Annotated in this window: 22 protein-coding genes, 4 tRNA genes and 1 pseudogene; 16 read left to right on the plus strand and 11 right to left on the minus strand. The window is 59.2% G+C overall.

What is annotated here, in order from left to right:
- Positions 1-29: 29 nt before the first annotated feature.
- The 6 genes from ACA079_RS07210 to ACA079_RS07235 all read left to right on the plus strand — a co-directional run bounded on the left by ACA079_RS07210 (position 30) and on the right by ACA079_RS07235 (position 5,059).
- On the plus strand, positions 30-473 hold the full coding sequence (locus tag ACA079_RS07210) for a hotdog fold thioesterase (RefSeq protein WP_415773672.1): 444 nt from the start codon (positions 30-32) through the stop codon (positions 471-473).
- A 278-nt stretch (positions 474-751) separates the two neighbouring features.
- Entirely contained in the window at positions 752-1,558 is an 807-nt protein-coding gene (locus tag ACA079_RS07215) for an alpha/beta fold hydrolase (RefSeq protein WP_497703035.1), read from the plus strand.
- Positions 1,555-2,409: an alpha/beta hydrolase gene (locus tag ACA079_RS07220; RefSeq protein ID WP_415773675.1), complete on the plus strand. Its 855-nt coding sequence runs from the start codon at positions 1,555-1,557 to the stop codon at positions 2,407-2,409. The genes ACA079_RS07215 and ACA079_RS07220 overlap by 4 nt, the downstream gene beginning before the upstream one ends.
- A 50-nt stretch (positions 2,410-2,459) precedes the next feature.
- Positions 2,460-3,119, plus strand: coding sequence for a glutathione S-transferase family protein (locus tag ACA079_RS07225; protein ID WP_497703036.1), 660 nt, complete (start codon positions 2,460-2,462; stop codon positions 3,117-3,119).
- 8 nt (positions 3,120-3,127) lie between these two features.
- A complete protein-coding gene (locus ACA079_RS07230) occupies positions 3,128-3,934 on the plus strand; it encodes a DUF4892 domain-containing protein (RefSeq protein ID WP_497703037.1) in 807 nt (268 codons plus the stop codon).
- A gap of 69 nt (positions 3,935-4,003) precedes the next feature.
- Positions 4,004-5,059, plus strand: a complete 1,056-nt coding sequence (locus ACA079_RS07235) for an AI-2E family transporter (RefSeq protein ID WP_095132397.1) — start codon at positions 4,004-4,006, stop codon at positions 5,057-5,059.
- Between the two features lie 128 nt (positions 5,060-5,187).
- Here the strand turns inward: ACA079_RS07235 and xopAW are convergent, their stop codons facing one another.
- From xopAW to ACA079_RS07250, 3 genes are all read right to left on the minus strand, one after another.
- Complete coding sequence (xopAW, locus tag ACA079_RS07240) at positions 5,188-5,757, minus strand: XopAW family type III secretion system calcium-binding effector (RefSeq protein WP_497703038.1); 570 nt, start codon at positions 5,755-5,757, stop codon at positions 5,188-5,190.
- Between the two features lie 247 nt (positions 5,758-6,004).
- Positions 6,005-7,057 carry a sensor histidine kinase gene (locus ACA079_RS07245; RefSeq protein ID WP_497703039.1) on the minus strand — a complete coding sequence of 351 codons (1,053 nt, stop codon included), beginning with the start codon at positions 7,055-7,057 and terminating at the stop codon, positions 6,005-6,007.
- Positions 7,057-7,815 (minus strand): response regulator, encoded by a 759-nt coding sequence (locus ACA079_RS07250; protein ID WP_033053235.1) that lies wholly within the window; start codon positions 7,813-7,815, stop codon positions 7,057-7,059. The genes ACA079_RS07245 and ACA079_RS07250 overlap by 1 nt, the downstream gene beginning before the upstream one ends.
- Positions 7,816-8,108: 293 nt before the next feature.
- Here ACA079_RS07250 and pyrF point away from each other — a divergent pair, with 293 nt between their 5' ends.
- On the plus strand, positions 8,109-8,807 hold the full coding sequence (gene pyrF / locus ACA079_RS07255) for an orotidine-5'-phosphate decarboxylase (RefSeq protein WP_178122744.1): 699 nt from the start codon (positions 8,109-8,111) through the stop codon (positions 8,805-8,807).
- 138 nt (positions 8,808-8,945) lie between these two features.
- On the opposite strand, the gene ACA079_RS07260 is transcribed toward pyrF, so the two are convergent.
- Together ACA079_RS07260 and ACA079_RS07265 are read right to left on the minus strand one after the other, a co-directional pair.
- Entirely contained in the window at positions 8,946-9,950 is a 1,005-nt protein-coding gene (locus tag ACA079_RS07260) for an NADP-dependent oxidoreductase (RefSeq protein WP_497703040.1), read from the minus strand.
- Positions 9,947-10,084: a hypothetical protein gene (locus ACA079_RS07265; RefSeq protein WP_497703041.1), complete on the minus strand. Its 138-nt coding sequence runs from the start codon at positions 10,082-10,084 to the stop codon at positions 9,947-9,949. Before ACA079_RS07265 ends, ACA079_RS07260 begins: the two co-directional genes overlap by 4 nt.
- Positions 10,085-10,185: 101 nt before the next feature.
- Here ACA079_RS07265 and ACA079_RS07270 point away from each other — a divergent pair, with 101 nt between their 5' ends.
- The 4 genes and pseudogenes from ACA079_RS07270 to ACA079_RS07285 all read left to right on the plus strand — a co-directional run bounded on the left by ACA079_RS07270 (position 10,186) and on the right by ACA079_RS07285 (position 14,596).
- Positions 10,186-10,947 (plus strand): SDR family oxidoreductase, encoded by a 762-nt coding sequence (locus ACA079_RS07270; protein ID WP_046046461.1) that lies wholly within the window; start codon positions 10,186-10,188, stop codon positions 10,945-10,947.
- Positions 10,948-11,131: 184 nt separating this feature from the next.
- Complete coding sequence (locus ACA079_RS07275; RefSeq protein WP_497703042.1) at positions 11,132-12,523, plus strand: aminotransferase-like domain-containing protein; 1,392 nt, start codon at positions 11,132-11,134, stop codon at positions 12,521-12,523.
- 147 nt (positions 12,524-12,670) lie between these two features.
- Positions 12,671-13,735, plus strand: a pseudogene (locus ACA079_RS07280) (HAMP domain-containing protein); the annotation flags it as partial.
- Positions 13,733-14,596, plus strand: a complete 864-nt coding sequence (locus ACA079_RS07285; protein WP_375154723.1) for a methyl-accepting chemotaxis protein — start codon at positions 13,733-13,735, stop codon at positions 14,594-14,596. The pseudogene ACA079_RS07280 and the gene ACA079_RS07285, both read left to right, overlap by 3 nt.
- Positions 14,597-15,593: 997 nt before the next feature.
- Here the strand turns inward: ACA079_RS07285 and ACA079_RS07290 are convergent.
- Positions 15,594-16,352, minus strand: coding sequence for a hypothetical protein (locus tag ACA079_RS07290; RefSeq protein ID WP_178082656.1), 759 nt, complete (start codon positions 16,350-16,352; stop codon positions 15,594-15,596).
- Positions 16,353-16,745: 393 nt separating this feature from the next.
- Here ACA079_RS07290 and ACA079_RS07295 point away from each other — a divergent pair.
- From ACA079_RS07295 to ACA079_RS07310, 4 genes are all read left to right on the plus strand, one after another.
- Positions 16,746-16,821: transfer RNA gene (locus ACA079_RS07295), tRNA-Glu, on the plus strand.
- Positions 16,822-16,824: 3 nt separating this feature from the next.
- Positions 16,825-16,900: transfer RNA gene (locus tag ACA079_RS07300), tRNA-Gly, on the plus strand.
- Positions 16,901-17,005: 105 nt separating this feature from the next.
- Positions 17,006-17,081 (plus strand) — tRNA-Glu (locus ACA079_RS07305).
- A 3-nt stretch (positions 17,082-17,084) separates the two neighbouring features.
- Positions 17,085-17,160, plus strand: a tRNA-Gly gene (locus ACA079_RS07310).
- 125 nt (positions 17,161-17,285) lie between these two features.
- On the opposite strand, the gene ACA079_RS07315 is transcribed toward ACA079_RS07310, so the two are convergent.
- The 4 genes from ACA079_RS07315 to ACA079_RS07330 form a co-directional block, all read right to left on the minus strand.
- Positions 17,286-19,025, minus strand: coding sequence for a dipeptidase (locus ACA079_RS07315; protein WP_497703043.1), 1,740 nt, complete (start codon positions 19,023-19,025; stop codon positions 17,286-17,288).
- A gap of 197 nt (positions 19,026-19,222) precedes the next feature.
- Entirely contained in the window at positions 19,223-19,858 is a 636-nt protein-coding gene (locus ACA079_RS07320) for a LysE family translocator (RefSeq protein WP_033056907.1), read from the minus strand.
- Between the two features lies 1 nt (position 19,859).
- Positions 19,860-20,630, minus strand: coding sequence for a 2OG-Fe(II)-dependent halogenase WelO5 family protein (locus ACA079_RS07325; RefSeq protein WP_497703044.1), 771 nt, complete (start codon positions 20,628-20,630; stop codon positions 19,860-19,862).
- Between the two features lie 92 nt (positions 20,631-20,722).
- The gene (locus tag ACA079_RS07330; RefSeq protein WP_046054388.1) at positions 20,723-21,349 is read right to left on the minus strand and encodes a serine-tRNA(Ala) deacylase AlaX; all 627 of its coding nucleotides are present in this window, start codon (positions 21,347-21,349) and stop codon (positions 20,723-20,725) included.
- Positions 21,350-21,440: 91 nt separating this feature from the next.
- On the opposite strand from ACA079_RS07330, the gene ACA079_RS07335 reads away from it, so the two are divergent.
- Positions 21,441-22,439 (plus strand): LysR family transcriptional regulator, encoded by a 999-nt coding sequence (locus ACA079_RS07335; protein WP_497703045.1) that lies wholly within the window; start codon positions 21,441-21,443, stop codon positions 22,437-22,439.
- A 158-nt stretch (positions 22,440-22,597) separates the two neighbouring features.
- Here ACA079_RS07335 and ACA079_RS07340 read toward each other — a convergent pair whose 3' ends face one another.
- The gene (locus ACA079_RS07340) at positions 22,598-23,005 is read right to left on the minus strand and encodes a PA2817 family protein (protein WP_008152400.1); all 408 of its coding nucleotides are present in this window, start codon (positions 23,003-23,005) and stop codon (positions 22,598-22,600) included.
- Between the last annotated feature and the right edge of the window lie 28 nt (positions 23,006-23,033).

Below are 23,033 nucleotides of genomic sequence, written 5' to 3' on the forward strand. Positions count from 1 at the left end.
ACGAATAAAACCAACAAAGGATGTCAGCAATGAGCTTGTGGCGTACCAATCCCAACATTGAACAGTTGAACGCAATCCAGAAAAACACCATCGGCGACGTGCTGGATATTCGCTTCGAAGCCTTCGACGACGAGTCCCTGACCGCGAGCATGGTCATCGACCATCGCACTCACCAGCCTTACGGTTTGTTGCATGGCGGCGCCTCGGTGGTGCTGGCCGAAACGGTCGGCTCGATGGCCAGTTACCTGTGCATCGACGCCAGCAAGTTTTACTGCGTGGGCCTGGAAATCAACGCCAACCATTTGCGCGGCTTGCGCAGCGGGCGGGTCACGGCGGTGGCCAAGCCGATTCACATTGGCCGCACGACGCATGTTTGGGATATTCGGTTGACCAGCGATGAGGGGAAGGCGAGTTGTGTGTCGCGGTTGACCATGGCGGTGGTGCCGTTGGGTGAGAATCCACCCGCCCGCTGAAACGCGATCCCCTGTAGCAGCTGGCGAAGCCTGCGTCCGGCTGCGCAGCAGTCGTAAATCCTGCAACCGTAGTCTTTCTGAACCACCGCGGTGATGGCTTTACGACTGCTTCGCAGCCGGACGCAGCCTTCGGCAGCTGCTACATAGAACTTCATCAGATTTAAGTTTTGCGGCATGCCCCTGACCGGACTGTCATCATTACTGGCACTTACGGTCATTGCTGTAGGACGTCGTCTTACGGACAATCAACCCTTGTTTTCGTTGATGGATCGACCGGTATGTCGCAACAGATATTTTTCGCCCACGCCAACGGGTTCCCCTCGGGCACCTACGGCAAGTTGTTCGCGGCGCTGGCGCCCGAGTATCAGGTGACGCATCTGCAGCAGCACGCCCATGACCCGCGTTTTCCGGCGGACGACAACTGGTACAACCTGGTCGACGAGCTGATTCATCACCTCAGGCAGCAACCGGAACCGGTGTGGGGTGTCGGCCATTCCTTCGGCGGCGTGCTGCACCTGCACGCGGCGTTGCGGTGTCCCGAGCTCTATCGCGGGGTGGTGATGCTTGATTCGCCGGTGCTGACCCGCGCTGATCAATGGGTGATCCGCGCCGCCAAACGCTTCGGTTTCATCGATCGTCTGACCCCGGCCGGCCGTACGTTGGGACGTCGGGAAGAGTTCGCCGATCTGGAAGCGGCCCGACTCTATTTCGCTGGCAAAACCCTGTTTCGCAGTTTCGACCCGGAATGCTTCGACGCTTACCTGCAACACGGCTTGCACAAGGTGGGCGACAAGCTGCGCCTGCGCTTCGACCCGGCCACGGAAATAAGTATCTACCGCGGCGTGCCGCACACCAGTCCCGGCCGCACACGGCAACTGAAAGTGCCGCTGGCGGTGGTTCGCGGGCACAAGAGCCGGGTGGTGATGCGTCATCACGCAAGCCTCGTGGGGCGCTTGCCGCTGGGCGAGTCCCTGACCATGCCTGGCGGCCACATGTTTCCCCTCGAACGTCCCCAGGACACGGCCACGCTGCTGAAGAACCTGTTCAGCCGTTGGGAAGGTCGCCGCCAACAGGATTGCGCATGAGCAACGTCGTTGAAGAAGTTCGCCTGAGCCTGCCGCATATCGAGTTGGCAGCGCACTTGTTCGGCCCCGAAGACGGCATGCCGGTGATCGCCTTGCATGGCTGGCTGGACAACGCCAACAGCTTCGCCCGGCTGGCGCCGAAGCTCAAAGGCTTGCGCATCATCGCGCTGGACATGGCCGGTCACGGTCATTCCGGGCATCGGCCACCCGGTGCCGGTTACGCGCTGTGGGACTACGCCCATGACGTGCTGCAAGTGGCCGAGCAATTGGGCTGGAAGCGCTTTGGCCTGCTGGGGCATTCCATGGGCGCGATCGTTTCGCTGGTGCTGGCCGGTTCGTTGCCGGAACGCGTGACCCACCTGGCGTTGATCGACGGCATCATTCCTCCTACAGATAAAGGCGAAAACGCTGCCGAACGGATGGGCATGGCCCTGCAAGCGCAGCTGGATTTGCGGGAAAAACGCAAACCGGTCTACAACACGCTCGACCGGGCCATTGAGGCGCGTATGAAAGGCTTGGTCGCTGTCAGTCGCGAAGCCGCAGAACTGCTGGCCCAACGTGGATTGATGCCGGTGCCGGGCGGTTATACCTGGCGCACCGATAACCGCCTGACCTTACCGTCGCCGCTGCGTCTGACCACCGAACAGGCGATGGCCTTCGTCCAGAGAGTCAGTTGTCCTGCAAAACTGGTGGTGGCTGCCGACGGCATGCTCGCCAAACATCCCGAGTTGCTGGAGCGTCTACCCTTTAGCCGTGAACAGCTGCCTGGCGGCCATCATTTACACCTGAATGACGAACCCGGCGCCGACCTTGTCGCAGACTGTTTCAATCGGTTCTTCGCCGTTCCTTGACTTGCGCCGGGCAACTGTCGAGGCTGGGCGGGTTGAAATGGGAGACAACCATGATAGATCTCTACACCGCTGCGACCCCGAATGGCCACAAGGTCTCTATCGTGCTCGAGGAACTCGGCCTGCCCTACACGGTGCACGCCTTGAGTTTCGACAAAAAGGAACAGAAGTCCGAGGACTTCCTCAAGATCAATCCCAATGGCCGGATTCCGGCGATTGTCGACCGCGCCAACGGCGATTTCGCCGTGTTTGAATCCGGCGCGATCCTGATTTACCTGGCTGAACTGAGCCACAAACTGCTGCCAAAAGACCCCAAGGGGCGTTCAGTGGTCCTGCAATGGCTGATGTTCCAGATGGGTGGAATAGGCCCGATGCAGGGTCAGGCCAACGTGTTTTTCCGTTACTTCCCGGAGAAGCTCCAGGGCGCCATCGACCGCTATCAACATGAAACCCGCCGCCTCTATGAAGTGCTCGACACGCGCCTGCAAGCCGTGGAGTTTCTGGCCGGTGAGTACAGCATTGCCGACATCGCCACTTTTCCGTGGGTCCGTGGCCACGAGTGGTCCGGTGTCGCGGTGGACGGCTTGCCAGGCTTGCAGCGCTGGATGGCGACCATGGAGGAGCGCCCGGCGGTGCAGCGTGGTTTGCTGGTGCCGGAGTACATCGATGACGCCAGTGTCATAAAGGGCGCCCAGGCCATGCTGATCCGATGAGTCTATCCATGCGTTCACTCAGTCTGCTGGCGCTGTGTTGTTTCAGTCCCCCGTTGTTTGCCGCCGATGTCCCGGGCAGTCAGGACTTGCCGATCGTGCCGCGTATGGCCGATGCGCAGATCGTTGACTATCGTCCGGTCGCCGAACTTGAGCGGATCTATCCACTGGGCTCTATCCGCAAAATCAGCGGCCAGTTGCGTTTTGACGGCCAGGTCGCTGCCCGAGGGCAAACCACTTCGGTCACCTACGAGTTGCCACCGGAGCATTCCTCCACCGAGGCCTTCACCGCCGCTCGTGAAGCCTTGCAGAAGCAGGACGCCCAGTTGCTGTTCTGGTGCCAGGCCCGTGATTGCGGCGAAAGCAGCCTGTGGGCCAATGATGTCTTCGGCAATGCCAAGCTTTATGGCGCTGATGATCAGCAAGCGTACTTGCTGTTGCGCCTCGCGGCCCCGCAGGACAACACTCTGGTGGCGCTTTACAGCATCACGCGCGGCAATCGCAAAGCGTATCTGCACGTCGAACAGTTTGACGCCGCCGCGCCGCTGGGTGATTTGCTGCCGACTTCTGCAACCTTGCTTCGAGAACTCAAAAGCACCGGTGAACTCGATTTCCCCAAATTGACCGGCGATCCTGACGATGCCTGGCTACGCCTGATTTCTCGTGGGCTGAATCTGGACACCACGTTGCGGGTCAGTGTTTCGGGGCCGAAGGCCGAAGCCTGGCGTCAGGCACTGATCGGGCAGGGTGTGCGTACCGCCAGGATGGAAGCCGGTAGCCTCGACGGCGCTGGCTTGCACATCGAACTGTTGCGATAAGCTGTACCAGGCGAACGCACACGCTGCGTTCGCCTACTCCTTTGCGAACTGACTTTTTTCGAGATTTAGATGATCAATAACGATCGGCTGTTGGTGCAGATCCTGCTCCTGGTGCTGTTTGGCGCGAGCTTCTGGGTGATGGCGCCGTTCTGGTCGGCGCTGTTCTGGGGCGCGGTGCTGGCGTTTGCCAGTTGGCCGCTGATGCGTCTGCTGACGCGTTTGCTCAATGGTCGCGAATCTCTGGCGGCCGCAGTGCTGACGCTGGGCTGGATGTTGCTGGTGGCGTTGCCGTTGGTCTGGCTGGGGTTCAACCTCGCGGACCATGTGCGCGATGCCACGGCGTTCATCAAGGATGTGCAGGTCGACGGGCTGCCGGAAGCGCCGACCTGGCTGGGCAGCATTCCCTTGGTGGGCGAGCGGCTAGTGGGGGTCTGGAACAGCATCGATCAGCAGGGCGCAGCGATGATGCTGGCGGTCAAACCTTATCTGGGACAGGTCGGCAACTGGTTGCTGGCGCGCAGTGCGCAGATTGGCGGCGGGATTCTTGAGCTGACGTTGAGTATCGTCTTCGTGTTCTTTTTCTACCGTGACGGGCCGCGTCTGGCAGCGTTTGTTCACGGGTTGCTGGAACGTCTGATTGGTGACCGTGCCGGGTATTACATTGAATTGGTGGCGGGCACGGTGCAGCGGGTGGTGAACGGCGTGATCGGGACGGCGGCGGCCCAGGCGGTTCTGGCGTTGATCGGGTTTTTGATTGCCGGGGTGCCCGGGGCGCTGGTGCTGGGGATCGTCACGTTTTTGCTGAGCCTGATTCCGATGGGGCCGCCGCTGGTGTGGATTCCGGCCACGGCCTGGCTAGCCTGGAAGGGCGAGTACGGGATGGCGGTGTTTCTCGGAATTTGGGGGATGTTCATTATCAGTGGCGTCGACAACGTGCTCAAACCGTACCTGATCAGCCGGGGCGGGAATTTGCCGTTGGTGATCGTGCTGCTCGGGGTGTTTGGCGGGTTGATTGCCTTTGGGTTTATTGGCTTGTTTATCGGCCCGACGCTGTTGGCGGTGGCCTACAGCCTGCTGAACGACTGGAGCAAGAGTCAGGCTCGGGTTGAGGATCGCCGGCCCTGAGATTTTTGGTTGAAGCTTAGGGCCCCTTCGCGAGCAAGCTCGCTCCCACATTGATTTTGTATCGATAACAAATTATGTGATCAATGCAGATCAACTGTGGGAGCGAGCTTGCTCGCGATGCTTTTGACTCAGGTCGCGACGTTCAGGTATTTGCCCACGGTCGCCACGTTGTCGAGCGAGTATTGCTTGCTCAGGTTGGCGATCATTTTGTTCAGGGCTTCGGTCACGTTCGACTGATCGGTGGCGCTGTCGGTGTTTCGCTCGCGGCCGGCTTGCAACGCCGCGTTCAACTCGTCGCTGCTGCCGGCGCTGGCCAGGCCGTTGCTCAGTTCGTCGCTGCTGATGGCGCCGTCACCGTCGGCGTCCAGGGCGCTGATCAGCGCGTCAGCCAGTTCGGTGTTCGGTGCCTGGTCCCGTGGCGGTGGCGGCGGAGGGGCCATCGCGGCCATTTCTTCACTGCTCAGGCTGCCGCTTTCGTCGCTGTCCAGGTCGGCGAAATTCTTGCTCAGGCTGACCAGCAGACCGTCGTCGGTTTTCTGCGACAGGGCGCTCTTGAGTTCATCCTGATCGACTGCGCCGTCACTGTTGCTGTCGAGTTTGGCGAGCAGCTCTTTCTGAAACTGCTGACTGCGGGCGGTGCTGGTTGTGGTGCTGCTGGTGCTGGTATAGCTCGTGTAACTGCTGACGCTACCAATCATTGCGCTCACTCCTTGGAATGGATAGCCGGTGGGTGCACAGGCTTATGCAGCCTCAAGGGGCAAGTTGTCGTGGGTATGTGAGGTTTGTACCGAGCGGTACACAGAGCACGACAGGCTCGTGTAGCAGCTGGCGAAGCCTGCGTTCGGCTGCGCAGCAGTCGCTAGACGATCCATCGCGGTGTTTCAGGACGATTGATGTGCCAGGATTTACGACTGCTTCGCAGCCGAACGCAGGCTTCGCCAGCTGCTACAAGGATCGAGGTAACCGGATAACGGCTGTCAGGCCACCACCGTGGGTTTCTTCCAGGCTCAACTGCCCACCCAGGCGTTCGGCCGCCTCGCGGGCGATGGTCATGCCCAGCCCGACGCCACCGGAGTTGCGGTTGCGCGAGCCTTCCAGGCGATAGAACGGCTCGAACACGGCTTCACGTTTATCCGCCGCAATACCCGGCCCATGGTCGATGACCCGGATCACCAGGGTTTCGCGCGTGTCTTCAAGCGTAATCATGGCCTGCCCGGCATAACGCAGGGCATTGTCCAGCAGGTTGTTGATGCACGAGCGCAAGGCCATCGGCTGCACTTGCAGCGGCGCGCAGTGGCCGCTGGTGAGCACATCGGCGCCCTGGTCCTGGGCGTTTTCACTGAGGGATTCGACCAGCGCCTGCACGTCCATCCACTGCAGGACCTCACTGGTGCGCTGCTCGTGCAGGTAGGTGAGCGTGGCGTCGAGCATGCCGATCATGTCGTCCAGATCCTGACGCATCTGGCCTTGCAGTTTGTTGTCGTCGATCTGCTCCAGCCGCAGCTTGAGTCGCGATAGCGGCGTGCGCAGGTCGTGGGAGACGGCGCCAAGCATCCGCGAGCGTTGCTGCACTTGTTCACGAATGCGTTGCTGCATCTTGTTGAAGGTGTGTGCCGCTTGCCGTGCTTCCCGTGGGCCGGACTCATCCAGAGGCGGGCTGTCGAGGTTTTCGCTCAGTCGCTCGGCGGCATCGCTCAAGCGCTGGATCGGCCGGCTCAGCAGTTTGGCGCCGTACCAGGCGGCGATGATCAGCGAGACCAGTTGAAAGGTCAGCGGCACCAAGGGGCCGCCGAACCACGGCCGCGGTGGCCGATTTCCGAAGCGCGGGTCCATCGGCGGGCGCTGTCCGTCGAAGTTTTCGGAAAACCCCAGCGGCGGAGGGGGCGGCGGAGGGCCGTAATAGTGAAACCAGAAAAACGCCAACAAGTGCGCCAGGATGATCGCCACCAGCAGCATGCCAAACAGGCGGCCGAAGAGCGTATCGAAGCGCGCACGCATCAGCCGATGTCTCTGGCGTCGAACAAATAACCCTCACCGCGAACGGTCTTGATCAGCTGCGGGGCTTTCGGGTCATCACCCAGTTTCTGGCGCAAGCGCGAGACCAGCAAGTCGATGCTGCGATCAAAGGCTTCGATCGAGCGACCGCGAGCGGCATCCAGCAGTTGTTCGCGGCTGAGTACCCGGCGCGGACGTTCGATGAACACCCAGAGCAAACGGAACTCGGCGTTGGACAGCGGCACCACCAGACCATCAGCGGCGATCAATTGGCGCAGCACGCTGTTCAGGCGCCAGTTGTCGAAACGGATGTTCGCCCGTTGTTCAGTACGATCGTCGCGTACCCGGCGCAGGATCGTCTGGATGCGTGCTACCAACTCACGCGGTTCGAACGGCTTGGCCATGTAGTCGTCGGCGCCCAGTTCCAGGCCGATGATCCGGTCGGTGGGTTCGCAGCGGGCGGTGAGCATCAGAATCGGGATGTCCGATTCGGCGCGTAGCCAGCGGCACAGTGACAAGCCGTCTTCGCCGGGAAGCATCAGGTCGAGCACCACCACGTCGAAATGCTCCGCTTGCAGCGCCAGGCGCATTGCGGCGCCATCGGTGACGCCGCTGGCGTGAATGTTGAACCGGGCCAGATAGTCGATCATCAGTTCGCGGATCGGGACGTCATCGTCGACGATCAGGGCGCGAATGCTCCAGCGTTTGTCGTCGCCAGGCGCTTTTTGATCGTCGTTCACAGGTGCGTGGAGGTTGTGCATGCGTGCGTTCATCTGCCAGGTAGGCTGCCAACCACAAAGATGGGCTGCGAGGTTGTGGTTTCAGCATAGGCGTCCGGCCCGGAGGCGGGAAGTGCTGTAAGGACGTGTTGCGGCTGCCGAAGGTAACGTTGAAGGGTGTTGCAGGCGTGTCATGTGTGTATCTGACTCGACACAATGGGGGCAAGGGCTAGTCTTGCTTGAGCCGTCTCGACGAATTACCGATCATCGGGTCCCGCAGAGGCGCTGGTTCCGCTACAATGCGCGCCGATTTCGACCTGCCTGAGAGCCCACTCATGTCCGCCTGCCAGACTCCTATCATCGTCGCCCTGGATTTCCCCACCCGTGACGCCGCACTGAAGCTGGCCGATCAGTTGGACCCGAAGCTGTGCCGGGTCAAAGTCGGTAAAGAATTGTTCACCAGCTGCGCTTCGGAAATCGTTGGCACCCTGCGTGACAAGGGTTTCGAAGTGTTCCTGGACCTCAAATTCCATGACATTCCGAACACCACCGCCATGGCCGTCAAGGCGGCTGCTGAGATGGGCGTGTGGATGGTCAATGTGCACTGCTCCGGTGGTTTGCGCATGATGGCCGCGTGCCGCGAAGTGCTCGACCAGCGCACCGGTCCGAAACCACTGCTAATCGGCGTGACCGTGTTGACCAGCATGGAGCGTGAGGATCTGGCGGGTATCGGTCTGGATATCGAGCCGCAGGAGCAAGTGTTGCGCCTGGCCGCGTTGGCGGAAAAAGCCGGGATGGACGGTCTGGTTTGTTCAGCTATGGAAGCCCAGGCCCTGAAATCGGCGCACCCATCGCTGCAACTGGTGACCCCGGGGATTCGTCCGGCGGGCAGCGCCCAGGACGATCAGCGCCGCATTCTGACCCCGCGTCAGGCGCTGGATGCCGGTTCCGATTATCTGGTGATCGGCCGTCCGATCAGCCAGGCCGCGGATCCGGCCAAGGCGCTGGCAGCTGTAGTCGCCGAACTCGCTTAACCCAACGCTGAAAATCAAAATGTGGGAGCGAGCTTGCTCGCGATAGCGGTGTATCAGTCAACATTGATGTTTACTGACACTCCCTCATCGCGAGCAAGCTCGCTCCCACATTGATTTGTGGTGCATTGAAATATCGGGTTAAACCTTCAGCACCAACTTCCCGAAATTCTCGCCGCTGAACAACTTCATCAGCGTCTCCGGGAACGTCTCCAGTCCTTCAACAATATCTTCCTTGCTCTTGAGCTGCCCCTTGGCCATCCAGCCGGCCATTTCCTGCCCGGCGGCGGCGAACTGCGCGGCATAGTCCATCACCACAAAACCTTCCATCCGCGCGCGGTTGACCAGCAGCGACAGGTAGTTGGCCGGGCCTTTGACCGCTTCCTTGTTGTTGTACTGGCTGATGGCGCCACAGATCACCACCCGCGCCTTCATGGCCAGGCGGCCCAGCACCGCGTCGAGAATATCGCCGCCGACGTTATCGAAATACACATCGACACCTTTCGGACATTCGCGCTTGAGGCCGGCGTGGACGTCTTCGTTTTTGTAATCGATGGCACCGTCAAAACCCAGTTCGTCGATCAGGAACTGGCACTTGTCTGCGCCCCCGGCAATGCCGATTACCCGGCAACCTTTGATCTTGGCGATCTGCCCGGCAATGCTGCCCACCGCACCGGCCGCGCCCGACAGCACCACGGTGTCACCCGCCTTTGGCGCGCCGACATCGAGCAGGGCGAAATAGGCGGTCATCCCGGTCATGCCCAGCGCCGACAGATAGCGCGGCAGAGGCGCCAGTTTCGGATCGACCTTGTAGAAACCTCGTGGCTCGCCGAGGAAGTAATCCTGCACACCCAAGGCACCGTTGACGTAGTCCCCGACCGCGAAGCCCGGATTATTCGAGGCAACGACTTTGCCTACGCCCAATGCGCGCATCACTTCGCCGATACCGACCGGCGGGATGTAGGACTTGCCCTCGTTCATCCAGCCACGCATGGCAGGGTCCAGGGACAGGTATTCGTTTTTGACCAGGATCTGACCCGCAGCCGGTTCGCCGACCGGTACTTCTTGATAGGTGAAGGTCTCGCGGGTCGCCGCGCCCACCGGACGTTTGGCGAGCAGGAACTGGCGATTGGTCTGGGTAGTCATGACAGGCACTCAAGATGAATGAAGACTTGTTGATAGACCTTCATGATCGATGCCGCAAGTTTGGCTGATGCGGCGAATGCATATCGATCCAGTGCAGTGATAGTCGAACCGGCGGTTTTATCACTGTCACTCATGGGCACCCAACCGGCCTTCTGATAGTGCTGCCGCGCCGCAGGCCCTTGTGGCTAGATTGCGAACACGCGATCCCCCGCATCTTCTCTTCGAGGACATAACAATGAGCATGACGTTTTCTGGCCAGGTAGCCGTTGTGACGGGCGCCGCCAATGGCATTGGCCGCGCGACCGCCCAGGCATTCGCTGCTGAAGGCTTGAAAGTGGTAGTGGCCGACCTGGACGTGGCGGGTGGTGAGGGCACGGTGGCGCTGATTCGTACCGCTGGCGGTGAAGCCACCTTCGTGCGCTGCAACGTCACGCTGGAAAGCGATGTAAAAAATCTGATGGACGAAGTGGTCAATACCTACGGCCGTCTCGACTATGCCTTCAACAACGCTGGCATCGAAATCGAGAAAGGCAAGTTAGCCGAAGGCACGGTCGATGAGTTCGACGCGATCATGGGCGTCAACGTCAAAGGCGTCTGGTTATGCATGAAATACCAGTTGCCATTACTGCTGGCCCAGGGCGGCGGTGCAATCGTCAACACCGCATCGGTAGCCGGCCTCGGGGCTGCGCCGAAGATGAGTATTTACGCGGCGTCGAAACATGCGGTGATCGGCCTGACCAAATCGGCGGCCATCGAATATGCCAAGAAAAAGATTCGCGTCAACGCGGTGTGTCCGGCAGTGATCGACACCGACATGTTCCGCCGTGCCTATGAAGCCGACCCGAAGAAAGGCGAGTTCGCCAATGCCATGCACCCGGTCGGGCGCATCGGCAAGGTCGAGGAAATCGCCAGTGCGGTGCTGTACCTGTGCAGCGACGGCGCAGCGTTCACCACGGGGCATTCACTGGCGGTGGACGGTGGCGTCACGGCGTTCTGAAACCAGGCACTGCAACGTAGGAAAAAACCCGCATTTTTGCGGGTTTTTTTTCGGTTCCTTAAAGGTGCCGGACAATGTGTTTCAAATGGTTAGAACCGACGGTTTTAGCGGCGTTGTCGCACAGCTGATTGACCGCTCCTGTGATTAACTGTTTCCCGCAAAACGGACAGGAGTTTGCTTGCTCATGGAGTTGAGAATCGATCGACAGGCATTGGTGCCGGTCGTACAGCAAATCGTCGACGCGCTAGCCTGCTGGCTTTGCCGTGGCGAGGTACCGCCGGGGACGCGTTTGCCTTCCGTGCGGCAAATCGCCCGGATCAATTTGCTCAGTCAGTCCAGCGTCGTTGAGGCCTGTGAGCGTCTGGTGGCTCAAGGGGTGCTGGCGTCGCGTCATGGCGCCGGTTTCATTGTCGCCATGCCAGCGCTGGCCGCTCAGGGGCAACAGGATTGCCCCTGGTTCGAGGGGGCAGAAATAAAGCAGGGCGCCACCTCGGGCGAACTCAAACTGGGGTGTGGCGGACTGCCCGAGAGCTGGCGCGAAACCGACGACCTGAGCTACGCGATCCGCCAGGTCAGCCGCACCGACATGGCCGGCCTGTTCAACTACAGCACGCCGCTGGGCCTGCCAGCCTTGCGCCAGCAGATCAACAAACGGCTGAAACAGCTCGATATCCTGGTGGCGGAAAGCCGGATCCTGACAACGGCGGGGGCCAGTCAGGGGCTGGACCTGATCGTGCGGACCTTGTTCAAGCCGGGTGATTGCGTGGTGGTGGAGAATCCCGGTTATTCCTTGCTGTTCGATTTGCTCAGGCTGCACGGTGTCAGCATGATCGAGGTGCCGCGAACCCCACACGGACCGGACATTGAAGCGCTTGAGGCATTGCTGGTTAAGTACAGGCCCTGCGGGATCTTCATCAATAGCTTCTATCACAATCCTACTGGCAGCAGCCTGGCGCCGGCGGTGGCGCAGCGGGTTCTGCAATTGGCCAAAACCTACGGCCTTTTGGTAATCGAGGATGACGTCTATGCGGATTTTCACAGCGGCCCCGGTACGCGCCTCGCTGCGTTGGGTATCGATGACAACGTCATCTACGTCGGCAGCTACTCCAAGACCCTCAGCAGTTCGATGCGGGTCGGTTTTGTAGTGGCCGGCACTGCAGTTATTTCGCGGCTGGCCGAAGTCAAGATGATCAGCAGCATGGGCGCTTCACGGTTTTGCGAGTCGGTGCTGGCAAGCCTTTTAGCCAGCGGTGCCTACCGCAAACTGGTACAGCGCCAGCGCCAGCGTTTGAGCAATGACAGGGAGGCTGCATTGCAAGTGCTTGAAGACGCCGAGTGGGAGGTTTTCGGCAAGCCGGTTGGAGGCCTGTTCATCTGGGCGCGATCGCGGATGTCCGACTACGCTCAGGTGCGCAAACAAGCCCAGCGCTTCGGTGTCCTGTTGTCTTCTGCGACGGCATTCAGTCCCACCGCAGAGGCCAGTGACTGGCAGCGTATCAATGTGGCCTATGCCTGTGATCCGCGAGCCCGGGCGTTTTTTCAGGCCACCGCTCTGGATCGACTTCAAGCGTTCTGAAAACGACGTGAGCGTAGCTTTTTGCCATTATTCCGACGCCAGAGACTTGTGTTGATACAGGCCCGTTGCGAATCTGCGTCAACAGACTATGTCAGGGGACTAAGTGCAATGATTTCGGCCGTGCAAGGACGTTTTGCCAACCTCGGTATGGCGAAAAAACTGGGTGTCGGGTTTGTACTGGTGCTGCTGTTGACCGCCTTGGTGGCGGCCATCGGCGTATGGTCCCTGCAAACCATCAGCCAGCGCTTCGACGGGCTCAAGCAGATGTCGTCGCTCAATAGCGGTTTGCTCAGGGTGAGACTGCTCGAGCAGGAATACGCCTTGCACGGCAACCCGAAAACCGCTGATGCGCTGCGCGAGGGCGTTGACGGCCTGATCGCCCTGGCAACCCAACTGAAAGCGGCGTCTGCGACCAACGTGCCGGTGATGAATGACGTCGAGCAGTCCTTGGGGGCTTACCGCAAGGCCTTTGACGAGTTCGTCTCGCTCAGCCAGGCCAAGGACCTGTCGCTGGAGATGGCCAGTTGGTCGGTGTCCAGCGTGGCCAATAACCTCGACGTGCTGCAGGCCGGGCTGGCCGATGACGGCGCTTATACCTTGAAGGAATCCGAAGGCAAGGACGGTGGGCAGTTCATCGAACAGGCCAATCAGGTCAGCCAGGTGTCGCGGTTGATGTTGCAAGCCATGAACGAAGCGCGTGTGCGCCTGGACCTGAGCCGCAAGGGCGACGACAGCGCAGGGCAGGGCAAGATCGAGCAGGCCGACCAGGCACTGACCCAGGCCGAGCAGCTGAAAACCACGGTCAAGGATGAGGGTTACCAGACGGTCCTCAATGAAGTGGTCGGACACATCGGCGGATTCAGCGAAAAACTCGCTGAGTACACCGGCCTGCTGGCGCAGGAAAAAACCGTTTATCAACAGCTGCATCAGCGCGCCGCTCAGGTGGTGGAGCGGGTGGATCAGGCCTATGTCGCCGAAGACCAGTCGATGCAGGCAGAGCTGAAAAAGAACTCGCTGCTGATCATCGGTTCTTCGGCGCTGGCGCTGCTGGTCGGGCTGATTGCGGCCTGGGTGATTACCCGGTTGATCGTGGCACCGCTGCGCAGTGTGATCCGTGTTGCTCAACAGATTGCTTCTGGCGATTTGAGTGCGACGGTTGAAGTGACCCGTCGTGATGAGATCGGGCAGCTGATGCAGGCCATGCAGCAGATGGGCGCGGGGCTTAGCAGCATTGTCAGTGGTTTGCAGGCGGGTATCGAACAGTTGGCCAGTTCAGCGCAGTCACTGTCGGCGGTGACCGAGCAGACCAATCTTGAAGTCAGCAGCCAGAAGGAAGAAACCGAACAGGTTGCTACCGCGATGAATCAGATGACCGCCACCGTGCACGACGTTGCGCGCAACGCGGAGGAGGCCGCTCAGGCGGCGCAGACGGCGGACGGGAAGGTTGAAAGTGGTCAGCAGGTGGTGCGACAGAGCATGGCGCGGATCGAGCAGTTGGCGGATTCAGCCACCTCGGCCAGTTCGAGCATCGAAAGTTTGAGTGCGGAAATCCAGAACATCGGCACAGTGCTGAGCGTCATCAAGAGTGTGGCCGAGCAGACCAATCTGTTGGCCCTCAACGCCGCGATTGAGGCGGCTCGAGCCGGCGAGCAGGGCAGGGGCTTTGCGGTGGTGGCCGATGAAGTGCGGGCCCTGGCCAAGCGTACCCAGCAATCGACCGAGGAGATTGAACGACTGGTGAGTGCCTTGCGCTCGGCGGCTCAGTCTTCTGTTCAGCAGATTCAGAACAGTGGCGAGCTGGTGAAGCTGGCGGTGAGTGATGCGTTGCAGACTGAGAGTGCGCTGGGGAGTATTGCAGCGGCAGTGTCTTTGATTCAGCAGATGAACCAGCAGATTGCAGCGGCTGCCGAGGAGCAGAGTTCAGTGGCTGAGGAGATTAACCGCAGTGTCACGAGTATTCGGGCCAGTGCGGATCAATCTTCGTTGGCGATGCAGGGGAATGCGGCTTCCAGTATTGAGTTGGCGCAGTTGGGGGTTGAGTTGAAGGGGATGGTCGGGCACTTTCGGCTTTGATTCTTTTCTGTGTACATATCCGTTGCTGCGGTAACGGCGGCTTAGGGTTTCGCCCTTACGGCGACTCACTTTTTTTTCAAACGCCAAAAATAAGTAAGCAAAAAAAGGCTCGCCCCGAGCGTCCGGCCCCTCGCTTAGGCTCGGCGTTCCTTCGTTCCGGTATCCATCCGGGGACACTGCCCTCCGGTCTGCTTCGCGACGACCTACATGCAGCGTGTTCGACTGCGTCGAACGGCGCTGCGCGCCACTCCCCGGATGCACACCTCCACTCAGCCTCCCGAAGGGGCGGGTGGATCAAGATCACAAGCTGCAGGCGAGCTAACGCTCGGCCTGTTGAGTGGTGAGAAGCCTCGGGTGTACACCGTCCCACTGTGGGAGCGAGCTTGCTCGCGATGGCGGACTGACAGCCGACCAATCCCTTGCGGATGTACATCGTCCAACTGTGGGAGCCGAGCTTGCTCGCGATGGCGGACTGACAGCCGACCAATCCCTTGCGGATGCACCTCGTCCACCTGTGGGAGCCGAGCTTGCTCGCGATGGCGGCCTGATAGCCGACCAATCCCTTGCGGATGTACATCGTCCAACTGTGGGAGCCGAGCTTGCTCGCGATGGCGGACTGACAGCCGACCAATCCCTTGCGGATGCACCTCGTCCACCTGTGGGAGCCGAGCTTGCTCGCGATGACGGCCTGACAGCCGACCAATCCCTTGCGGATGCACCTCGTCCACCTGTGGGAGCCGAGCTTGCTCGCGATGGCGGACTGACAGCCGACCAATCCCTTGCGGATGTACATCGTCCAACTGTGGGAGCCGAGCTTGCTCGCGATGGCGGACTGACAGCCGACCAATCCCTTGCGGATGCACATCGTCCAACTGTGGGAGCGAGCTTGCTCGCGATGGCGGCCTTCCGGCCGACCTATCTTTTCTGGGGGTAAACCCCTATCAAATTCAACACAAAAAAAAGCCACCTGTTTCGGTGGCTTTTCTGCTTTCTCTGATCAGTCGTAGATCACTTTTTTCTTCCAGTCCGCATCGGCCTCGACGTCTTTTAGGCCTTCGGTCAGTTGGTTCACTTCGCCTTCTACCGGGGCGATGTTGTCCATGACTTGTGCGTTGGCGCGAGCCAGGAGTTTTTCCAGGTATTCCAGTTGTTCGGCGTAGACCTGGGGTTCCTGTTGTTTGCGCAGGTATTGCACGCCGCGTTCGAATGCCAGGCGGGCCTGGCCGGGTTGGTTCTGTTGCAGGGCGTGCTGGCCGAGGTTGTTGAAGAATTCGATGTGCAGCAGGACCAGGATGTGGCGAACTTCGCGGATCCAGCGTTTAGCTTCGTTGGTCGGCAGGAAGCCGTCCTGTGCGGCACGGGTGATTTGGCCGTGCAGGGCTTCGAGGAGGAAGCGTACGTCCTTGGCTTTGGCTTCGGTCTGGATCGGTGCCGGCGGGTTGTTGACCGGGATCGATTCGCCCTGGCCGACCAATGCGTTCAGTTCGCCAATTCGTGCCTTGAGGTTGGAGCTGGTTTTTTCCAGATGGAGCAGGCGTTGGCAGACGTTCAGTTCCAGACGGGTCAACAGCAGCTTGAGCGCCGGTGTCATCAACTGGCCGGGGAAGGTCTCGGTGATTTCACCGCAACGACGCAGACGATCGTTGAGCTCAACTTTGGCGCGGGCCTTTTCCAGCTTATTGTTTTCCACCACATGGTTCATGTAGCCAATGGCGATCAATAGTGCGATCCCGGCTACGACTAGCAGGGTGATCATGAGTGGTGTCACCGGTAAGACCTCTTTATGGGGTTCGCGTGCGAGTGTAGTGGCTTGGCATTGGGACGCATAGCGCCGCTCGGCGAGATGAATCGGCTACTGCACTGCCTGTATCGGCCGCGTTCCTGCTTATATAAGTAATAGCGTGCGAGGTGCACATTGCCATCATCTTTGGCGTGGGTGGACTATAACGTCTTGGCGGGTGTCAGAATATAGGCGTCAAACGCCGGACGACGGAAAGGCTGGATTAGTGTCTCAAAGCGGGGCGAAGTCATTGATTTAAATAAATTTATATCTGGGGGTTGACGACCCCTCAATCCATCCATAGAATGCGCGCCACTTACAGCGTAAAGCACACAGCGAAACGCGGTAGGGAGTGAATGTTGTACGTGTGTCCCCTTCGTCTAGTGGCCTAGGACACCGCCCTTTCACGGCGGTAACAGGGGTTCGAGTCCCCTAGGGGACGCCATATGCGGGAATAGCTCAGTTGGTAGAGCACGACCTTGCCAAGGTCGGGGTCGCGAGTTCGAGTCTCGTTTCCCGCTCCAATTTTAAACAGCGTTGCTTTCGGGCAGGGCTGAGTGAAACCAGAACCGGTATCTTCGGATGCGGATTTGGGCACTGAAATACACACCATGTGTTTCAGTTAGCGTGTCCCCTTCGTCTAGTGGCCTAGGACACCGCCCTTTCACGGCGGTAACAGGGGTTCGAGTCCCCTAGGGGACGCCATTTGCGGGAATAGCTCAGTTGGTAGAGCACGACCTTGCCAAGGTCGGGGTCGCGAGTTCGAGTCTCGTTTCCCGCTCCATATTTAACGAAAACGCCGCTCAGCAATGAGCGGCGTTTTTGTTTGTGCGTTATTCATGAAAAAGGACCTTAAGGTCCTTTTTTTGTTTGCGTCGGACCCGCCATAACAGCGGGTCCGAAAGAACATCAGAGCTTCGGCAACTGCCCGATACGACCCATCATCTCGGTCACGATCTGCAGGTCCAGCAGGAACTGGTCGACAGTCTTGAACTCGTTGTCGGTATGACCGGTGTACTTGACCTCTGGCCTGGCCAAGCCGAACTGCACGCCATTGGGCAACTCATGCACCGAGGTGGCGCCGGCGGAAGAGCCGAACTTATGCTCCATGGCCAGGTTTTCAGTGGACACAGCCAGCAACGCCTTGACCCATTCACCCTCAGGATTGCGGTACATCGGCTCGGCGATTGAGTAGTCGATGGCTACCGCGACGTGGGTCTTCTTGCTCCAGGCATCAAGCTTGTCGGCGATTTCGGTCTTGAGCGTTTCCGGCGACTTACCCTTTGGTACGCGCAGGTTTACCGCGAGCTTGAATACTTTTTCATCCATGGCGACATAGGTCAGGGAAGCGGTCAGCGGCCCCATGAAGGCATCGGAAAAGCCGACTCCCAATTTGCCACCCAGGTAATCCAGCCCCCAGTTGTCGGCGGCGTAACGGGCCGCGTCGGTAATGTGGTTGTGCTTGAACGCGACTTTTCCGTCGAGGCTGTTGATGAAGTCCAGCATCCTGGCCACCGGGTTGACGCCTGACTCGGGCTCGGAGGAGTGGGCGGAAACCCCGGTAACCGTCAGCGTGACGTCTTTACCGTCAACCTTGGCGGTTACCTCGAAGTTGCCACCATTGCGCTTGGCATAATCAGCGCCGGCCTTTTGCAGGCTGGCGGCCAACTCGGCGGGCTTGTCGCTCACCAGGACGGCGACCGAAGTCGACGGGATCTGGTTGGTGGCCATGCCGCCGGTCATCGAGATGATTTCAGCGCCCTTGCCCTCTGCCTTGCGCTTGGCAAAGTTCGCCATAACGGTGCCATAGCCTTTCTCGGCAATCACCACCGGATAGCCGCCATCCAGCGCCAGGTTGTAGTTGGGTGTCGGGTTGTGTTCGAAGTAATAGGGGATGGCGTCGCCGGTGGTTTCCTCGGTGGTGTCGACCAGCAGCTTGAAATTCCTCGCCAGCGGCAGTTTTTCTTCCTTGATGACCTTCATGGCATAGAGCGCCACGACGATGCCGTTCTTGTCATCCTCGGTGCCGCGGCCATACATGCGGTCGCCGATCAGGGTGACCTTGAACGGATCGAGTTTGGTGCCGTCTTTCAGGACCCAGTTTTCTGGTGTCACGGGTACCACGTCGGCATGGGCGTGAATGCCCACGACTTCATCGCCACTGCCTTCGAGGGATATTTCATAGACACGATTGTCGATGTTGCGGAAGTTCAGGTTGAAGGCTTGGGCAAGGCTCTTGATCTTGTCGGCGATCTTGATGAATTCGGGATTGTTGTGTTGGTCAACGCCGTCGACGCGGAAGGTCGGGATGGCTACCAACTCGCGCAGGGTCTCGGTGGCGGCGCTGCCGTACTTAACGCGTGTATAGAGGCCGAGCAGGCGATGGATCTCGTTCTGCTGTTCTGAAGAAAGGGTCTTGTTGTCGAGAAAGGCACTGATGGCCGGGCCGAGGTCGTCGGTTTTGCCGAGGTCGCTTTTGGCCAGGCCTCCCAGGAACTGCCTGAAATCCGTTACGGATGTGTCGCTGAAGGTCTTGAGGATGGCCGCGCTCTGTTGCGGGGTGATGTTGGCGTGCGCGGTCAGAGTGAACGACGAAAGGCTGGCCAGTATCAGGGTCGACGCGGCCAGGTGCTTGAGTGAGAAATTCATTATTGAAGGCATTCCTTTGCAGGCAGTTTGTGAGAAGTTTCTGATTGATGAGACAGAAACGTTACCAAGCTAACACCACGAGAGAGCGATAGGGGAGTCCCCGAAGTGGGATCTGTCGCACAGAAATGCAAAAGCGGCGCACAAACGAAAAAGGCCTGCCAGTCTGACTGAGCGGGCCTTTTGCATGGGCGCAGGTTTTACATCGACAGAATCAGGCGCCCGGCGAACAGGATCAGAATCACCCCCATGGTGCGTTCGAACCAGTGCCCCATGCGCATAAACAGCAGTCGCACCCGGGCACTGGAAAAGAACAGCGCGACGATCACAAACCACAGCGCATTCACAAAACACATCCAGATTCCGTAAAGCGCCTGGATCTTCAGTGGCGTTGTGGCGCTGATGATGGTGGTGAAGATCGCCAGGAAAAACAGTGTGGCTTTCGGGTTGGTCGCGTTGGTCAGGAATCCGGTGGTAAATGCCTTCAGCAGTGTTTGTTCTACGACCGGTTCGTCAGGCTTGTCGCCTTCCAGTACGGTCTTGGGCTTGCTGCGCAGCAGGCTGACACCGAGGTACAAAATGTAAGCGCCACCCACAACCTTGGCCACCGTCAGCAGCCAAGGCGTCGTGTGCATCAGCGCGCCGACTCCGAGCAAGGTGTAAAGCACATGCACGGAAATGCCCGCACCGATGCCCAGCGCCGTGCAAATCCCGACCAGTCGACCGAAGCGCACGCTCTGACGGATGGTCACTGCGAAGTCCGGTCCGGGTGCAACCACGGCCAGAAAGTGGATAGTTGCCAGCGCCAGAAACTCGCCCAGGTAATTCGAAAGCATTTCAACTCCAGAAAGTAAGGGGTGAAGCATTGCCGCGATAGCCGACAAAGAACGAAAGGCTCAAGCGCGGATCAGCCACACCCGGTGTCACCGAGTGCATGCAGCGCGAATTGAACATGATGAAATCACCTGGCTCGGGAAGAATCTCCAGGGTCGGAGTCCCGAGCAGAGCCGGATCGATGCCGTAACTGTCGCCACGCATTTCGTCGAACTGGTCCGGGGAGATGTCGTGGTCCCACATCTGCAGTGCACCGCCCTCGGCGGGCATGTTCAGGTAAACATTGCAGGCGAACTGCGCTTCCAGGCTTCTGGCCTGGTAACTGTCCGGGGCGTCCTTGGCGAAAATGTCGTGGTGGGCCAGAAAACAGATCCCGGGTTTCACCACCCGGGACAGCCCGACATACATCTTGCGACCGTAGAGATTTTCCAGGTGCGCACCCGCCGGCCAGGACTCGTCGAGCATGCAGCGCAGGGTGTCGACGGGGGACGAATAGGGCGCACACCGGTTGCGCAATTCCGCAATGTTGCGGGTGGCGCGTTCGAAATAATCTTCGATCAGCAGCGGCTGGTTTTCCGCTTCATAAAACGCCATGCCGATGCGACCGATGCTCGGCGCATTGATATAGCCTTCGAAGCCAGGGGAGAGGATCTTGTCGCCAATCTGAATCGCCAGCGGCTTGGGCAACAAGCCTTTGACGCGGATGGCGAGGACTTCTTCATTGGCCAGTTTTTTTATGCACGTCTCATCGAGACGCTCGACGTCAAGCATCATGTCTTAGGTCCATCTATCAGATAGTCAACAGAACCCGCGACCGCAGGTTCCCCCGGCGTCAGGCGATGACAGGAACGGCATCGCCCAAATGCTCAATCCACGCTGTAGTGGACTGACAGCGTTCCCTTCTTCAGTGAAAGGGAAGCGATCGTGACCGTGCCCAAATCCTTCAGGCTACGTACATGGGTGCCGCCGCAGCCGTAGGCGGGCAGTTCACCGAAACCGATTTCCCGGGCGCCTTCACGCATCGACGTCAGGCGCGGCAGATCATTGGCGATCCACTGCTCGATGCCGTGCTGAATCATCTCGGCATCAACCTCTTTTGCCGACTCTGCCGGTTTGAATTGCACGCGTCCTTCGCCCGGCCAGTGATGAGCCTTGATCGGCATCCAGCCCATGGCCTGGACGAAGTGGCCGATCAGGTGGCCGGCGGAATGCATGCGTGAATTGAACTGGCGGCGTTGTTCGTCGACCCGAATCTGAGTCATGCCCGGTTTTACCGGATGGTCGACGAAATGAATGATCCGGTCCGGATCCTGAGCCACGCGCAGCACCCGGCTTTCGCCGATCCAGCCGGTGTCAAAGGGCTGGCCACCGCCTTGGGGATGAAACAACGTGGCGCGCAGCACCACGGCAAATTCGTTCTCGTGGGGCGTGCAATCCAGGACTTCCACATTGGCCTTGAGGTCATCACTATGGAAAAAGAGGCGAAGCGTCATATTCCATGCCCTTATTAACAATTCTATTTTTTATTATATGGAGCGTGGAATTGCGTGATAATCCGTTCAAACATCAAAGGACTGTTGCGCTGTGAGCATAAATCTTCCACTACCGCTGCTCGGTGAAATGGCGATTTTCGTCAAGGTTGTCGAGACTGGCAGCTTCTCTGAGGCCGCACGCCAGTTGGGTTCTTCACCCTCGGCGGTCAGTCGCAGTATTTCGCGTCTGGAGAAGGCACTCGCCACCCGTTTGCTGCAACGAACCACGCGCAAGTTGCGCTTGAGCGACGGTGGCGAGGAGGTGTTCAAGCGTTGCCAGGAGATGGTCAGCGCAGCCAAGTCGGTGATGGAGATCAGCGGCCAGTTCACCCATGAAGCGGAAGGACTGGTGCGCGTCAGTGTGCCGAAGGCGGTGGGGCGTTTCGTGATTCATCCGCATATGCCGGAATTTTTGCGTCGCTATCCCAAAGTGGATGTGGAGCTGTTGCTTGAGGACCGCCAGGTGGATTTGATCGACGACAACGTTGATCTGGCAATTCGAATTACAGATCGTCCACCTGCCGGACTGGTCGGGCGGCAATTGCTCACCATCGATCATATGCTCTGTGCAACGCCGCAATACCTGGCCGAACACGGCACACCGACCCATCCCCACGACTTGCTCAACCACAGCTGCATCTATCTGGGCGAAACGCCGAGCGATGCACGCTGGAAATTCAAGAAAGGCACCCAGGCTGTCACCGTTGGCGTGCGCGGACGTTATGCGGCCAATCACACCGGCGTGCGCTTGGGCGCAGTGTTGCAGCACATCGGGATTGGCAGCCTGCCGTACTTCACCGCACGTTATGCGCTGGAGCAGGGGCTGATCGTGCAGGTGTTGCCGGACTGGACCTTTCTGGCGTCATACCACGGCGGTGCCTGGTTGCTGCATTCACCAACCCGTTATCTGCCACCGAAGTTACGGGTGCTGATCGACTATCTGGTGGAGTGTCTGGAGAAGGAACCAACTCTGAGCAAACCGGGCAAGTTGAGTGGCTCGGTTAGGGGCGCGGCGGAGTATGAGTTGCCGGAGAGTGATGGGTTGCTATAAAAAACAAGATCAAAAGATCGCAGCCTTCGGCAGCTCCTACATTGGAATTGCACTCGCCCTGTAGGAGCTGCCGAAGGCTGCGATCTTTTGATCTTTGTTGCCAACAAAAAAGGCCCGCATGTTCAACCATGCGGGCCTTTTGCGTTTCTGACCGAGGGTCAGTGCTTGCTGTCGTCTTTCGACATCGCCAGCAGCTGTTTTTCCTGGTTCCAGTCGAACGGTTCGTCGTTTTGTTCAGCTTCGAAACGACGTTCTTCCAGCGCCTGGTACAAGTCGATTTCATCGTCGGGCATGTAATGCAGACAGTCACCGGCGAAGTACCACAGCAGGTCGCGCGGGACCAGGTGGGCGATTTGCGGGTAGCGGGTGATCACCTGGCACAGAATGTCCTGGCCCAGGTATTGGCTTTCGATCGGGTCGACCGGCAGCAACGCACGCAGTTCGTCGAAGCGCTCCAGGAACAAGGCATGGCTTTCTTCGGGAACCTGTTCGGCCTCACCTACGGCGACCAGGATGCTGCGCAGGTGGTCGAGCAAGACAAGATGATCGGCAACGACATTGGACACGAGATAAGTCCTCAAGAGCAAAACGGGC

Source organism: Pseudomonas sp. LBUM1645 (assembly GCF_059716185.1).

Excerpts from the sequence above, each read along its gene's own strand:
- ACA079_RS07210 (WP_415773672.1), top strand. The coding sequence starts at position 30 with ATGAGCTTGTGGCGTACCAATCCCAACATTGAACAGTTGAACGCAATC.
- ACA079_RS07215 (WP_497703035.1), top strand. The coding sequence starts at position 752 with ATGTCGCAACAGATATTTTTCGCCCACGCCAACGGGTTCCCCTCGGGC.
- ACA079_RS07220 (WP_415773675.1), top strand. The coding sequence starts at position 1,555 with ATGAGCAACGTCGTTGAAGAAGTTCGCCTGAGCCTGCCGCATATCGAG.
- ACA079_RS07225 (WP_497703036.1), top strand. The coding sequence starts at position 2,460 with ATGATAGATCTCTACACCGCTGCGACCCCGAATGGCCACAAGGTCTCT.
- ACA079_RS07230 (WP_497703037.1), top strand. The coding sequence starts at position 3,128 with ATGCGTTCACTCAGTCTGCTGGCGCTGTGTTGTTTCAGTCCCCCGTTG.
- ACA079_RS07235 (WP_095132397.1), top strand. The coding sequence starts at position 4,004 with ATGATCAATAACGATCGGCTGTTGGTGCAGATCCTGCTCCTGGTGCTG.
- xopAW (WP_497703038.1), bottom strand. The coding sequence starts at position 5,757 with ATGATTGGTAGCGTCAGCAGTTACACGAGCTATACCAGCACCAGCAGC.
- ACA079_RS07245 (WP_497703039.1), bottom strand. The coding sequence starts at position 7,057 with ATGCGTGCGCGCTTCGATACGCTCTTCGGCCGCCTGTTTGGCATGCTG.
- ACA079_RS07250 (WP_033053235.1), bottom strand. The coding sequence starts at position 7,815 with ATGCACAACCTCCACGCACCTGTGAACGACGATCAAAAAGCGCCTGGC.
- pyrF (WP_178122744.1), top strand. The coding sequence starts at position 8,109 with ATGTCCGCCTGCCAGACTCCTATCATCGTCGCCCTGGATTTCCCCACC.
- ACA079_RS07260 (WP_497703040.1), bottom strand. The coding sequence starts at position 9,950 with ATGACTACCCAGACCAATCGCCAGTTCCTGCTCGCCAAACGTCCGGTG.
- ACA079_RS07265 (WP_497703041.1), bottom strand. The coding sequence starts at position 10,084 with ATGAGTGACAGTGATAAAACCGCCGGTTCGACTATCACTGCACTGGAT.
- ACA079_RS07270 (WP_046046461.1), top strand. The coding sequence starts at position 10,186 with ATGAGCATGACGTTTTCTGGCCAGGTAGCCGTTGTGACGGGCGCCGCC.
- ACA079_RS07275 (WP_497703042.1), top strand. The coding sequence starts at position 11,132 with ATGGAGTTGAGAATCGATCGACAGGCATTGGTGCCGGTCGTACAGCAA.
- ACA079_RS07285 (WP_375154723.1), top strand. The coding sequence starts at position 13,733 with ATGGGCGCGGGGCTTAGCAGCATTGTCAGTGGTTTGCAGGCGGGTATC.
- ACA079_RS07290 (WP_178082656.1), bottom strand. The coding sequence starts at position 16,352 with ATGATCACCCTGCTAGTCGTAGCCGGGATCGCACTATTGATCGCCATT.
- ACA079_RS07315 (WP_497703043.1), bottom strand. The coding sequence starts at position 19,025 with ATGAATTTCTCACTCAAGCACCTGGCCGCGTCGACCCTGATACTGGCC.
- ACA079_RS07320 (WP_033056907.1), bottom strand. The coding sequence starts at position 19,858 with ATGCTTTCGAATTACCTGGGCGAGTTTCTGGCGCTGGCAACTATCCAC.
- ACA079_RS07325 (WP_497703044.1), bottom strand. The coding sequence starts at position 20,630 with ATGATGCTTGACGTCGAGCGTCTCGATGAGACGTGCATAAAAAAACTG.
- ACA079_RS07330 (WP_046054388.1), bottom strand. The coding sequence starts at position 21,349 with ATGACGCTTCGCCTCTTTTTCCATAGTGATGACCTCAAGGCCAATGTG.